This window comes from Paenibacillus gallinarum (assembly GCF_014836635.1).
Lineage (GTDB): Bacteria > Bacillota > Bacilli > Paenibacillales > Paenibacillaceae > Paenibacillus > Paenibacillus gallinarum.
Genome location: NZ_JACSQL010000007.1, coordinates 85404 through 99926 on the forward strand (window position 1 = coordinate 85404; position 14523 = coordinate 99926).

13 protein-coding genes, 1 pseudogene and 1 other annotated feature (1 of these 15 cut by a window edge) are annotated in these 14523 nt (G+C 39.0%); of the genes and pseudogenes, 1 reads left to right on the forward strand and 13 read right to left on the reverse strand.

The window, feature by feature from the left end; genetic code table 11:
* Positions 1-89 precede the first annotated feature (89 nt).
* Entirely contained in the window at positions 90-3737 is a 3648-nt protein-coding gene (locus H9647_RS15490; protein WP_191801527.1) for a glycosyl hydrolase 115 family protein, read from the reverse strand.
* 130 nt (positions 3738-3867) lie between these two features.
* On the opposite strand from H9647_RS15490, the gene H9647_RS15495 reads away from it, so the two are divergent.
* Complete coding sequence (locus tag H9647_RS15495) at positions 3868-4677, forward strand: AraC family transcriptional regulator (protein ID WP_191801529.1); 810 nt, start codon at positions 3868-3870, stop codon at positions 4675-4677.
* Positions 4678-4814: 137 nt separating this feature from the next.
* Here H9647_RS15495 and H9647_RS15500 read toward each other — a convergent pair whose 3' ends face one another.
* The 12 genes and pseudogenes from H9647_RS15500 to tyrS form a co-directional block, all read right to left on the reverse strand.
* Complete coding sequence (locus H9647_RS15500; RefSeq protein ID WP_191801531.1) at positions 4815-5795, reverse strand: linear amide C-N hydrolase; 981 nt, start codon at positions 5793-5795, stop codon at positions 4815-4817.
* 9 nt (positions 5796-5804) lie between these two features.
* A complete protein-coding gene (locus H9647_RS15505) occupies positions 5805-6296 on the reverse strand; it encodes a helix-turn-helix domain-containing protein (protein ID WP_225229325.1) in 492 nt (163 codons plus the stop codon).
* 267 nt (positions 6297-6563) lie between these two features.
* On the reverse strand, positions 6564-6989 hold the full coding sequence (locus H9647_RS15510) for a hypothetical protein (protein WP_191801533.1): 426 nt from the start codon (positions 6987-6989) through the stop codon (positions 6564-6566).
* Between the two features lie 43 nt (positions 6990-7032).
* Positions 7033-7341 carry a hypothetical protein gene (locus tag H9647_RS15515; RefSeq protein ID WP_191801535.1) on the reverse strand — a complete coding sequence of 103 codons (309 nt, stop codon included), beginning with the start codon at positions 7339-7341 and terminating at the stop codon, positions 7033-7035.
* 13 nt (positions 7342-7354) lie between these two features.
* Positions 7355-7771 (reverse strand): hypothetical protein, encoded by a 417-nt coding sequence (locus H9647_RS15520; protein ID WP_191801537.1) that lies wholly within the window; start codon positions 7769-7771, stop codon positions 7355-7357.
* Positions 7772-7823: 52 nt separating this feature from the next.
* A complete protein-coding gene (locus H9647_RS15525) occupies positions 7824-9230 on the reverse strand; it encodes a stalk domain-containing protein (RefSeq protein ID WP_191801539.1) in 1407 nt (468 codons plus the stop codon).
* A gap of 351 nt (positions 9231-9581) precedes the next feature.
* Entirely contained in the window at positions 9582-10163 is a 582-nt protein-coding gene (locus H9647_RS15530; RefSeq protein WP_191801541.1) for an LOG family protein, read from the reverse strand.
* Positions 10164-10295: 132 nt separating this feature from the next.
* Positions 10296-11006, reverse strand: a complete 711-nt coding sequence (locus H9647_RS15535; protein ID WP_191801544.1) for an ABC transporter permease — start codon at positions 11004-11006, stop codon at positions 10296-10298.
* Positions 10999-11733, reverse strand: a complete 735-nt coding sequence (locus H9647_RS15540; protein ID WP_191801546.1) for an ABC transporter ATP-binding protein — start codon at positions 11731-11733, stop codon at positions 10999-11001. Before H9647_RS15540 ends, H9647_RS15535 begins: the two co-directional genes overlap by 8 nt.
* 98 nt (positions 11734-11831) lie before the next feature.
* Positions 11832-12638, reverse strand: a complete 807-nt coding sequence (locus H9647_RS15545) for a polysaccharide deacetylase family protein (protein ID WP_191801548.1) — start codon at positions 12636-12638, stop codon at positions 11832-11834.
* Positions 12639-12827: 189 nt separating this feature from the next.
* The gene (locus tag H9647_RS15550; RefSeq protein WP_191801550.1) at positions 12828-13001 is read right to left on the reverse strand and encodes a hypothetical protein; all 174 of its coding nucleotides are present in this window, start codon (positions 12999-13001) and stop codon (positions 12828-12830) included.
* A gap of 47 nt (positions 13002-13048) precedes the next feature.
* Positions 13049-14327: pseudogene (gene tyrS / locus H9647_RS15555) on the reverse strand (tyrosine--tRNA ligase).
* A gap of 49 nt (positions 14328-14376) precedes the next feature.
* Positions 14377-14523: a binding site (T-box leader), on the reverse strand; it runs 92 nt beyond the window's last position.

Here is a 14523-nt window from a genome sequence, read left to right on the forward strand (position 1 = left end):
TCGCTAGAAGTCGTGATGCTAATCTTTGCTTTTTTACCTGTTCTTTGCAATACATAGATTACCATATCTAAAATTTATTGTTTTGACTATTAAACCTTTCTTATCGAGTCTTTCCACATAAGATCTGCAGGGGGCAGTTCTTCACTAATCGACATATAAATACGGTCAATCCTGAGTTCGGACTTTCTCGCAAGGATTGAAAATAAATGATCCCCCATCGTCAGTTCCAAATCGGAGATGTAGCACCAGTAATATAATTGAGCCGTGTTATAAGTATGAAGTTTCCCTTTACTTAGCTGCTCAGATAATGGTTTCACAATGCCGTCCAACGACAAATAACAAGAATCCGATTGATCATTATAATGACGAAGAAGCAGCCAAATATGATACGTTCCAGGAGTATGAATCCGTATTTGGTAGTTCATAGCTGGAGCAATCTTCGGATCTTCCCATAGGATACCAGGTTTAGGAACATGCATAGCAAGCCCCGTTCTGCCATTGGTTTCGGCCTGTAAGTGACTCCAAGAAAGAGCAGTCCCGTCCATACTTGACGTGAGATAAGCATTTTCTGAATTTTCTAACACATACTCCACCTCGATCGCAACAACACCATTTGTTTCTAGAAATTTTCCTGCACCAAATTCTTTAATTATATCTTTTCTAGAATCTAGATTAACACGGTTAGCATAGCGCTTCTTACCAAGTGATGCCTGCGGTATATTTACACCTTTCAAGAAAACATTGTGAATCGTTTTGTAAAAATCTCTCGTTGCATATAGTACATTCGGAAGAGGTACTTCACTCTCTTTTGTCTTATACAACTCATTACATAAGCGCTCAACTTCATTCCACTCTACGTCAGGGGATTCGAAACCATGTTCAGAAACCGGTATGTGATTATACCAACTGGTAATCGGACCTAAATTGGATGCGATATTCGGCTCGTCTGTATAGAGTACCATCTTGCTGATCGTTACATAATGATCAACCATATACAGCTTTAAAACATGCATACCTGCAGACAAGTAAGGGAGTTTAACCACCATTTTTTCTCCATTATTAAAGACGGATTCCTTCCAGTTCCCCATCCATTCATCACGGGTTTTTGATTCGACTATAATAGGCTCGGCATCATCTATTCCAATTTCAAACCGAATTCTCCCTGTAGAATGTAATGTGAGAAATCGATGTATCTCTAGTGCGAACTCTCCGCTCTCTTTTAATAAAATGTCGTATCCTAAAAAAGGATGTTTCTTCACCTCTCCATCAAGTGGTTGTAAGCTTGCGTTCCAAGCCATCACCGCTGCACCTTCATATCTTCCGATCCCCGGAACGGTCACCCAGCCGCACTTTAGCTCGGTATCAGTCTCACCGTGATGGTGATGGTATGAAGCTGCGGGAATAGCAATATAACCATCGGCTTCTATATATCCGCTGAACCCTTGCGGAACTTCTACATGTTCTTCTATTAGAACGCGTACCGAACGAACTGTCCCCTCCTTAAGGTTTTGGACGGTAATGAGTCCAGTCTTGCCCGCATGCTTCATGGGATCATTCACTGACACCAAGATTCTCTTCTCGGTTTGGATCGATCCTTCTTTTTCGGAAATTGAAATAAAGTCGGCTCCTTCGGTTATCTCGATTTGAAAAGGAAGCTTTCCTTCTCCTAGATTACCTATCTCAAACCATTTTTGTCTTCGTCCATAGATGGAGAAATGCAGCACATCCTCTTCATTCCATAGATGGATGCTCATGCCGGTTCCCGATATTTTTAATGCAGGTTTTCGCGCAGGATACATGGCAGTTGGTGGAGGAGGAAAGCTTTCAGGTGTGAGAATGCCTTCCCATTTACCACTGCTCATTTTTTTGTTATAAAAATGAAGCATGCCTCGCTTGTAATCCATCATTTTTTTGGAAAGTTCGACATAGTGATCTGCTGCCTGCATGTTTCCACGATCATACGAAAGGACACTCCGATCCGCATAATAGAATTCATGATTGGTATAATAGGAAGCGTGTATTTTCATTAGAAACAGTTGGAAAAATGCGTCTCGCTCTCCCTGTGGAAGACGATACAGAATGTTGTTTCCCCGTCTAAAGATATCCTCAAGCTTCATTAATCTACGGCCTGCTTCATCACCAAGTACGGTTTGTGAAAAGACATTAGAATTCATATGTTCAATTTTTCGTACATTCGTTACCTGTGCAAAAATTTCATATAATTCAGCTGCTTCCGCACCGTGATTTCCGGTAAAATTAGCGTTAATCCAGTGTTCAGTAAACTGTAATGCATTTTTTGTTAATGCCTTATCTTTGCCTGCTTCCCAGCCATATCGCAAGAAAAACTCCATATCCTGTTCAAGAGGCTTCAGCCCCCCTACATTTAGAATCCATAGTTTCCGTATTCCAGACTCATATGACTTTTTCAGCTCATTCCCCGTGTGAGCCAAAGGAATTGAATTTATAAATAGATAGCTCATTGCGGTTCCTGGAGTAGCCCAGTACGAATTATGGTAATATAACCCGTTTCCGCCCGTTCGTTTGCGTTCTGCTTCATTCGGATACCTGCGCACATGACCAAAGTTATCATTTGCCCATATTAAGGTCACGTTATCAGGTAACTCAAGTCCCCGATCATAAAGATTCAATACTTCTTTGTAAGGAATAAAGGTTTGTAACGAATGTTGTTCCCTTTCCTGACCAATGACGTCTCTAATGATTTCCCTTTGATTTTGAATGACTTCCCCTAGCAAAGAAACTCTCGCTTCTGTCTTCTCATCCTCGTTCATCGATTGATCTTCATCGATTGCCTGAGTATGAAAACCGGAATCGTGGATTCCGCGCATGCCAACGGTATAACACACTTCATAACTTTTGTTATTCTCGACGCTTTCACGCCAGTACTCTTCCAAGATCTCACGATTTTGTCCCTCGATAGAATAATCGTATACAGCATCCGTATAGCCTTTTGCCTCGAGCCAAGGTTCCCATTCGTTTTGATTACTGCGAAGCAGCATATCGCAATGCGATGTCCCTACCACAATCCCCATACGATCCGCGAGTGCTGCATTTTCGGGATTTTCATTAAAATAATTCACATGCATGGCTGGCCAGATGAAATTTGCTTTTAAACGGAGTAGCAGTTCAAAAATAGGTTGGTAGGTAGCTGGACCGATCGTACCATCCGAAGTATGAAGCTTAGCCCACTCATCCAGCTCTTCCTCATCATTTAAGAAGATTCCCCTGTACTTCACAGAAGGCCAATCTGCTTTTGAAAAATCAAGTGGCAGATGGAATGCATCTTTTGTTTTTACGGGAACATCTGCAAAGTAATACCATGGGGATACACCGATCGCCTCACATAGATCATAGATTCCAAAAACGGTACCTCGTCTATCCGTTCCTATGATATAGAATACGCCGTCTACTACTTCTTGAAGGAAAGCTTCCCAGTGATATGAACCATCTTCTTGCTTCATCTTATCAAGTGAAACCCCTTTTTCTAGTAGATAAGTTAGCAAGGACTGATTATTTGCAAGAGTACCAATCACGATACTGCCCTGTTCTATTTCTTTCGTAATGACGGCTTTACAGCCGCATGCCCTGTCTATATCTCGGGTTACATTTTTAACAGCAAGATGCACTGCACCATTTTCCGTATCAGAAACATAAACCATTACGGATTGATTTCTTTTCAATAATTCAAATTGATTGATCATTCCTTGGTTTGACTTCAAGATTGTGCCCCTCCTCCTATTCCACCCTTGGTAGCTAAACTATACCTGAATACCAAGCAATTATCTTTTAGTATTTTGCCATATTAAGGATTTGTTATATTATATTGCTATATAGAACGGAGGCTGAGCGATGAGTCCAGATTTGTTTCAATCGCATCCGCTATTTTCAATTGAATATGTAGTTCATGACAAGAGCCACGTGATGTCTAATGAGCATTACCACAATGCTTATGAACTCTATTTTCTAGAAGAAGGTTATCATCAGATGTTAACTAACGATTCCATTTATGACGTAACCATGCATGATGTTGCTCTATTTAAACCCAATTCTTTTCATCGAAGTTATAGAAATCAAGCTTGTGCTAGAACATGTCTTTATTTTACAGAGCGTTTTTTACATTTGTATTTTACGGAAAGATCCATAAATTCTTTATTAGGATGCTTCGATAAAGACATCATCTCACTGAACAAAGACGTATTTCCCAAGGTAAAAAAACAATTGTTGTTATTAGAGAAAGAAAACATCGATGACACGAACAATCGCATTTTTGTATATCTAGCTGATCTGTTAACTCTGTTGAATGATCATAAAAGTTCACTAAAAACTGATCAAACATCCAAGGACACTAACTTTGCGCAAATCCTTTCATATATCAATCAAAACTACAACAAGATAACGAAAATTGAGGAGATTGCAGAGCAGTTTTACATATCTAAATATTATTTATGTCATCGCTTTAAAGAAACGACCGGTCTTACTTTAATTCAATATATCAATAACATTAAAATTCAACATGCATGTAACCTGCTTATAAACACGAAATCATCCATTTTGGAGATCGGAATCGCATGTGGCTTTAATTCTTCCATGTACTTTTGTAGAGTCTTCAAACAAGCTTTATTCATGACACCAAGTGAATTTAGAAAACAAGCTACATAATGATGGTCAAGAACGGATTAGGACACCAACGTATCAAATAAATCACTCTAAAGTTTTAAAATTTGTACCTCTACAACAAAAAAATCCGCGCTCGGCACGAATTCCTCTTGAGATACACATTGTAAAATGGGGTTACATTATATCAACTTAAAAGACTCAGGATATCCCGCCATGTATGTAATCATTTCTTCGTTGATTTCCCATTTAAACGCTGCACTCAAAACGGGATCATGAAAAAAAGATTCTACTATCGTACGGTTTAAGTCGGTGTTATAGATGACATGACTGGTTTCATTATTCTGCTGTATGTTTATAATTATTTCCGTGGTTGCAAAGTTAATCTGTTGAAAACGGATTTCTTTTCGGTCAGGAAATCTATTGGATGTAAAATAAATATTCAAATGATCTATGTCGTAAACTAAGCTGAAAGCTGTATCCTCTCTTTCAATAGACTGAAGGACGTCATAAACAAATGAGACATCCGCTCTTGAATTTTCCAGTAATTCTGCAGCACGAGTGAATCGTTTCATAGAATTTATTTCATAATCGCTCCGTTCCTTTCTCCACTTTTCTTCAGGATCTTTAAACATCCTAAAGGCTTCTAAATATGGAGTATTAGCCATCACTTTTACAGGGAGACTTTCTTCAGAATATATTGATAACTTTCCATTTAAAAATTCGAATATTGCGCATTTTCCCGTTCTATCACAGATCATATAGTGGAGACGAGACAGCGGATTTACGATCTGAGTACATGTCGCTTTATTCTTTGCTTCTTCAACGGTTGCACAGGTATCAAGCATCAATTGAATCCATTGCAACTCACCGATGACAGGGAGATCTTTTGGTTCAGGATAACTTGATTCCCAGAGTGTTGTCTGTTCCACCACAAGACCCGCTTCATTCATTCCACCGTTTGGAAATTCTTTACTTACTTGTGAAACCGTCACACTGCCGTACTTAGAGACCCACTCCATCGGACGATCTGGCGGCATAATCATAGCTGTTTTGTGAACCCCTCTTTTATTTGTGAAAAAGTAAGCTCCATCATAAGGAACATCCTGGTTTTTACCGAGCAATCTCACTCCATATTGGTTTACAAAGACAGCGGTACTCATAAGCTCACCTTACTTCCTAAGTTTATTAGACAACTCATCCATTCTTCCTGACTCTAATTCATCAATAACCATATCTAATATATTTCCTGCTCTTTCATCACCTTTTTCCAATATGGTTGCCATTCTAGTAAGGCGAAGTTGATCCCTGTACTCTTGTTCGAGTTGCTTCTTTTTCTCCAAGAAAGGCCCGATGTCTTCTTCGCTCACTTCTTCCGCCTTAAGTTTTGTGAGTTTCTGATCTAATAACAACTTGTGCAGCTCGATTCTAGAGATAGGTGTAAGCGGCTTTACGAAGTACTGATGATCTATAAGTATGGTTTCTTCCACCCCAAAATAATTGCTGAGAAGTCGGACTCTTTCCTGTGGAATGGGTCTTCTTTTTTTGATCCAATCCGAGAATTGCTGTGGTGTAATGTTTAGTTCGCGGCCAATGCCAGAATAGGATTGATCGTTAATCATCACTAAATATTCCAAGACGGTTTTAGTAATTAAATTTTTCAAAGGAGCCTCCTTGACATAAATTATGTCAATAATATATACGATGACATAATTTATGTCAATATTTAGTATTTAAACGAAGGAAATGGTAAATAAAATATTATAAGAGCGTATGAAAAAAACAGTAGTCGGATACTTGACTACTGTTGCATTATTTAATCATTTATTTTGTTTATTGAGTTAGCATTTCTGGTTAGTTCATATATTGGCTCAATCGGGTAAACTTAAATCCCAATTTATCTTTACTTCTTATTCTTTTCATCCTAGTATTTAGAAGCTACTAATTATTGCGTTCCTGTATAAATGACCTTCAGGGAGATACAGAGGGGAATCAGGCTCATCCTGAAAGGCACCATGTATTTTATTCTCGCCTTCATTAGCTACAACAACAAATATGGTTTCATCTTCTCTATCCTTAACCCAATCTCCCACTTTTAAAGTGGACAAATTCGGGTCGGTAATAGCTACATTTATATTCTCCTCTGTCCAAGTTACGCCTTGATCTGTGCTAATCGTACACAGTTTGAAACGCGGCTTGTGTCGATGTTCATTTAGAAAAGAAAATAAATCTTCCCCAAAGATCCTCCCGACTTCATTGTCGTTCTGTTCGTTAACAAGACTACTATTTCGTACCTTTGCAGCAGCCCTGCGTTTTATTCTCCGTGCTTTTCGTTTATCTACTTTATGTATACTCATTGTTGTCTAAGCTCCTCTAAAGAATTAAAATAATCAACACCTATTAAAAACGTATTGTTGCTTCTGGCACGATATCACCTGTATTTTTGAGCCTAACTGCAACTTTATCATTATATTTGTCAACATTAAGCCAGCCGATAAAATCATCTGGACCATAGACATTTACATAATCAGCAAATGATATCTCTCCATCACTTTCCACAAATTCTGTATATATTCTAAATGGGTGATTTCCTTCGATCGTACTCATCCAGCTTCCAAACTCTTGTTGTAACTCCTCTAAATTAGTACCAATCTCATCGATTACATTATAGTAAAATGGATCCTCATGTATCATAATTGCAATAATCATAATAGTAATCACCTCAAGTCAGTTTTAGGATTTTCATTCCCTCAATTAATCCGGGAGCCAGGGTTACTCGGTGTAAAAAGAAATCCATTAACTCTTCATACGTAAGTAGCGCGATATACCTACTATGCTTATTTAGCAGTTCTTCATCATTCTCTTTAATTTCGATCTCAATAATTTCTATCGTGTTATTATAAAAATGATGTCTTTCCCCTCTTTCATGATATCCAATGGAAGCTACCGCATAAATAGTTTTCAAATCTTGAAGATCACAATTCGAAAGAACTTGTTTTAGCATCGATTTTTTGTTTGTAATATTTATGTTCTGTTGAACATTAGAACTTTGTTCTTGTGAAAACAAGACTTCTGATTGTCTATAAATATCAATGAGCTGATTAATAATTCCAACATTTTTTTGTGCGATCAGATACATTATCTTTTTTCATCTCCTTGCAGGAAGTTTATTCTCATCTTGTTTCTGATCTTCACTTTGGTAGATTAATATAAATGGTATTCTTATCTGACTGCCACTTGACCTCGGCTCCTAACGTTTCAGAAAGGAAGCGAAGAGGAACCATTGTCACGTAATTCACACTTATTGGTTTCAACTCGCCCGTTAAAGTCTCACCGTTCAGTTTCATTCCTTCGGAAGAAGTATTAATTTCAATCGTAATATCGTCTTTTTTCACCACACCCTTGAAGTTACCTTGATTCCATTCAATGGTAGCGCCTAGCGGTTCGAATACTCCTCGTAGCGGTACATAGCTAACATTGTTAATAATGATCGGTGGAATGACTAAACTTAGTGTTTCTCCTTTCATGACAACATTTATAGGAGCATTAACAGGTTTCGGTTCAGATGGCTCTCCAAGTTCCATGGTCCATTTCATAACTGTCCCGTTTTTGAGAAGTGCGTAATGACCACTAAACTGGCTGCTTGCCAGATCCACTGCATCATTGATCCCCTTAACTTGTAAAGCTTTGTAAGAAGGCCCATCCCAGTAACTGTCCCATGTCCATACTGTACCGTCTTTTTTAATGATGCTAATAAAAGAAGAACTGCTACCGCCGACAATCTGACGAGCATTTTCTGCCCTCTGGACTTTTACCGGAATTAGCAATTCCCCCGGAGTAGGAAACTGCTTTGAGTTGTTCCATGTCCATACGGTTCCATCTGTTTGTATAGCTGCTCCCCTCTGTCGAGATGTAGCAATTGCCGTATATTCCTGTGCTCCGTTTATTGCTGTTGGATTTCTTAATTTGTCTGAGTTCGTGTCATATAGCCTCGTCCCCCATACATGTACTTTCCCTCGATTATCCAGCATCATCGCCGATCCATTACCAACCGAAATTTCCAAACCAGAAGAAAGTCCTTCAACCTTAACGGGTTTATTGGAAGGGGGATTTACTCGATCTGTCTTTCCCCATTGCCACACTGTACCGTCTTCTAGCAACGCAAGGCTCTGATTACTTTCAGCGGCAATCGCCTTCACATTTACTAACTCTTTTATCTGTACAGGTTCTAATGCTTTGTCATAAGATGTAATCCCAATACCAAGCTGTCCATCTTCATTTGATCCCGTTGCCCAGACTGTGCCATCGTTTTTCAAGATCAGTGTATGTCTAGATCCGCTTGCAATATCTTTCGCGTTGTCGATCTTCATCTGAACAGGAGACGTAGATGGAACCGTGTATCCGTTTCCGAGCAACCCGCTATTTCGAAAACCACCCCATGCCCAGACCGTACCATCTTTTTTGATCGCATAAACTGCCCTCTCTCCTCCAGAGATTGCTACGACATCCGACAATATCTTCTCATTGTTACCTGATAGATCTGAAGCATAGAGGTTCGCGGGCATTAACAAAGTAACCACCGCTATCAGTCCGCTCAATATTGCTGTTTTAAAAGTTCCACGCCTCATCATACCCATTCCCCTTCCTGTAACTTTTAGTTGCCTTTTAGCCCATTAATCTAAAAAACTATAATTAACCACCAGATCTTCGGATAACATAAGTGCATATATACATGCCCAGTAACTTCTCTATAAAAGTTAACGACCTAGAATAAGAGAATGTTTCAAATAATATACAATCAGTAATAAAAAAAGAGCACCTCCCTATGATGGGTTACGGATGAGGTGAAAACCTCAATCCCCATCTGGAGAATGCTCTAATATGAAGTTTAAGAGGGAATCAATGACAGATATCCCCCTTAAACGATTCTAAATCCATGGCTGTCTAACTTATGTCTGTTGCTCTGTAATATATGTTTTGATTGCAGGAGGTTCGTAAGTATGGAATAGTTGAAGCAGTTCACCTATATCCTCTGTAGATATCGCCATTCCTCGGTATTTTTCCTGTAGAAAACCCTCTTTCACCATATGATCAAATAGGGTTAACAGCGGATCATAATATCGATTCACATTGAGAAAACCAAAGGGTTTTTGATGCAGTCCTAATTGAGCCCATGTAAAAATCTCAAAGAACTCTTCTAGAGTACCTGGACCGCCTGGTAACATGATAAATCCATCTGCTAGTTCAGCCATTTTCGCTTTTCTATCATGCATGGATTCTACTACAATGAGTTCTGTTAAACCTTTGTGAGATTTCTCTCTTTCTTCTAGAAATCTAGGCATGATACCAGTAACATGACCCCCGTTTTCTAAGACTGCATCTGCTACTGCTCCCATAACCCCTACACTGGCTCCTCCATACACTAGACCAATGTTATGTCTCGCTAACTCTTCTCCTAATCTCTTAGCTGCCTCCTTATACTCCATACTTGTTCCGTCGCTTGATCCACAAAATACAGCTATTTTTCTCATTTAACACTCCCCCTTATTACAGATTATTCCAATATTATCTTATGACCTTTTCCATTATTAGTGATGTTGATCGAAAAATTGTTTTTGCTGGCGGCGCAAGTTTCGCATCTTGGAGGTATGGTATAGGACTTCTTACTCCACTTCCATTGAATGTACTTTTTGCATCAGATTTATCGAAGAGAGAATTCCAACAATGATCACGATCAGTGCAATTAAATATAAAGTTCCAATGTTTAATGTCGCATTTACTAGAATGTTGCACATCAATGATCCAAGAAGAACGGCTGATACAATCGTAGTTGGGACTGATTTTTTATTAAATCCGATGGCAACTGCAATAATACCGATACTTGCAGATATAAAAGCCATAACAATTGTTGTTTTAAGAGCGAGAAGCATGAATGCCACAGTAAATGGTTCGTTTACGAGGGGTATAAATCTTTCTGTAACTCCAAATATGGTGAAAATAAGCACATCGCTAATGATTAATGAAAGAATCGTGAATATACTCACAACGCTTAATTTGGAAAGAAATATCTTTTTTCTGCTGACTGGATATGAGAACAGCAATAGAGGGCGTTTTCCGGAATAATCATCGATAATAAACTTGGAGTACATCACAGCCGATAAGACACAAAAAGCAGCCATATTGAGTACTGCGAATAAAGGAATAAGGTTGTTATAACCGATAAACAATTGCATGTCCTTATCATCAGGTTCAAGTTGGGGTAAATAAGCAAAAAGATACAGAATTCCTAACATGGATAATGCAATAATGATACTCGGCGTTACATATGTACGGACATGGTTTCTCTCTAATTCCAGCTTAATAAGCTTAAGCATCAACATCTCTCCCCATCATGATCGCCATAAAATAATCCTCAAGTCCTTTCGGAAATTTTGCTTTTATATCTGACATGGAAACCTCTCGAACTACGGTTCCATCAACAATAACACCGATGGTATCGGCAATATGCTCAATCACGGTCAGGATATGACTGGAGATAAGTATGGTCATATTCTCGCTCTTCACTAGGTCAAGGAATAGTTCACGCATTTCTCTAATCCCCATCGGATCAAGACCATTAATCGGTTCATCCAAAATCAACAATTGAGGTTTATGGGCGATAGCTCTCGCAATTGCTAATCGTTGACGCATGCCGAGAGAAAACTTGGAAACAGGCTGAGTACCTGTCTTTTTTAGTCCAACCATTGATAAGTAAGAACTTATATCTGTCGTATCCGCACCCATATATGCCAGATGGATTTCTAGATTTTTTGTAGCAGATAGATGCTCATAGAAGATAGGGATATCAATCAAGGTACCTATGTTTTGCAGAATTTCATTTCGTTGCTGTACCGTATCTTTCCCTAAAACAAGTGCTTCTCCCATAGTAGGTGTTAGGAGACCGGATAGCATTTTAAATACTGTTGTTTTTCCTGCTCCATTGGCCCCTAAGAATCCATAAATTGTTCCTTTTTGTACGGACATGTTACAGTTCTTAATAATATCGTTACCACCAAACGTTTTCGTTAAATTTTCTACTTTTACAGCCAGAGTATTATTCACGAGTTTCCCCTCCTTCACAACTTTAAAAGGATAGCTCTATACATTGATCAGAACTACCCTTTATTTGATACCGTATTATGCATCCTCTTTATGTAAGATTAGAACAACGTTAGAGTTCGTCCCCCAGGAATTTCAACAGGCTGTTCGTCGAGCAGCACCCATACACTCTGAGCAGAAGGGTTAAAGACCAAATGTTGATCTGCTGAAAACCTTAAATTCTTGTATGCCTTCACATAATCAACGATCTCTATATTTGTGGCGTACCATATATCGTCTCGCCCACCAATATACTCGCAAAACTGTTCCATGACTTCCCAATTGTCTTTATCATCAAATTCGTAACTATGACCCCATACATACATCAGGTTAATATTCTTTGGAGGCAGTGATACAAACGTTTCGGCATGTTGCATCAGATTCTGATTGTGGTGACAGGTCGCTTTCCACTCCAAAAAGTTTTCTGGAAGTTGGTATCCGCCCGTTGTCTGTACAACCCTTGCATATTCGATTCCGAAAATAGGTAACATTTCAATGATCTCCTGGCTGTACGAACCATTAGGATAAGACATTCCTCTAACCGGATACCCAAATAGCCGCTCCAAATTTTTTCGATCGTCCATGATTTCATAGAGGACTTGCTCCTTAGGACAGCGGGCAATCGAAGGATGGGTAACAGTATGTACGGATACTTCATGACCTTGATACACTTCGAGGGACTCTTCTTCCGTCAGCCGGGCCCGATACCTTGTATCGCCAAACATCCCCGAGTTAATATGAAAGGTTCCCTTGATTCCATTCTCATTAAAGATGGAGGCCAGTCTCCTGTCAGATAGGACACCGTCGTCATAACTCATCGTGAGGGCTTTCAGTTTACCTTCCGGATAACAGCTAAGAATTTTAGGCATACAAAATACAGCTCCTTTTCATATAATATTCACCTACAAATTGTATCACATAAATAAACCATAAATTACATAATAAGGTAGAATCAAATAAGGATACTGCATAAACTTCCTTGACTACAACAAAAGTGACTCCTCTACTTTTACATTCTATGGAAGGCCACCCTTAACTGGAGTCGTTTTGTGATGACTCTAGAAAAAAACGCCTATAAGTATCAAAATAAGCGGTCCAACAAATGAAAATCCAAATACGATCGCCATAATTGCAAATGGTGTCGACAGGCCTTTCCTGATATTTAGATTATCTAGTTTTTCGTTTATTCTTTTCAGTTCTTCTAGTATTTCCTTATTCATTTCATCTGACATGCTAACCCTCCATAATATAATGATTTCATAGCAATCGGAATCTGGTACTACATTTTATTTATATCGATGTGTTCAGTTACGACTAATTTAGCAAACTTTCTTTTTCCTGACTGAATAATGTCTCCATTGTTAATTTTGACCTGCTCAAAAGGATCTAGAATCTTGATTCCGTTTATTTTAACCGCCCCTTGAACCACACTTCGCTTTGCCTCGCTATTTGACGATACAAATCCAAGTTCGATAAGCAGCTTACAGATTGAAATCTTCCCTTGTTCAAGCAGTTCTTTACACACATGCCACTCCTCTATATTTTCCGGAATCAAACGCTTCTGAAATACGGTAATAAAGTGTTCCTCTGCTTGTTCAGCCGCCTGCTCGTTATGAAACATTCGAACATAATATTTCGCTAGCTGAATTTTAGCATCCCGTGGGTGTATATCCCCACTATGTAGACCTTGCTTCAGTTTCAATAGTTCATCATTCGAAATGTGGGTACTAAGTTCAATGTATTTAATCATTAACTCGTCTGGGATGGACATGGTTTTGCCAAACATTTCATTAGGTGATTCATCAATGCCGATGTAGTTTCCGAGGCTTTTGCTCATTTTCTGGACTCCATCAAGTCCCTCCATGAGTGGCATTAGTACAGCAACTTGACTATCTTTACAACCAAATACCCCCTGCAACGTTCTACCCATTAAAACATTAAATGTTTGATCGGTTCCACCAATCTCAATATCGCTTTCAAGCGCCACCGAATCATATCCTTGCATTAATGGATAAAAAAATTCATGAATGTGAATAGGCTGGCTATTCTTATACCTTTTTGCAAAATCATCACGCTCCAGCATTCTTGCAACCGTAACGTTCGCAGCTAACTGCATTACATCTTGAAAATTCATTTTCTCAAGCCATGTGGAATTAAAATGAAATTTCGTTCGTTTTGGATCCAGTATTTTATAGACTTGCTTTTCATAGGTAGCTGCGTTTTGTTTTACATTCTGACAATTGTTTTCTTGTCTCTGATTTCCCGGTAGGGTCTCCGATTCTACCTGTAAAATCGCCTATGATGAGCTGAACTTCGTGACCCAAGTCTTGGAATTGTCTTAGCTTTTGCAGAACTACGGTGTGTCCAACATGGATATCTGGTGATGAAGGATCGAGACCGAGCTTCACCTTAAGAGGTTTTCCAGACAGGACTGATGTTGCAATCTTATGAGTCAGGGCATCCTCTGGGATGATCTCTGCGGCTCCTCGCCGGATGATACTAAGTTGCCGTTCAACCTCTCGCAGTTGTTCCTCAGAAAGCTCCTGGTTTGTTTCCATGAAAACTCCTCCTTATAATTAGAAAACAAAAAGACAACCTTCTATCCCATAAAGGGACGAGAAGATTGTCTCGCGGTACCACCCTGATTAAAGAAGCATTCCTAACTTCTTTCACTTCATTTGATTAACGGCATGAGGATGCCGGGAAAAGTTACTTAAGATTCAATCATGTTCCCTTTTCCAACTCCGGAAGTGT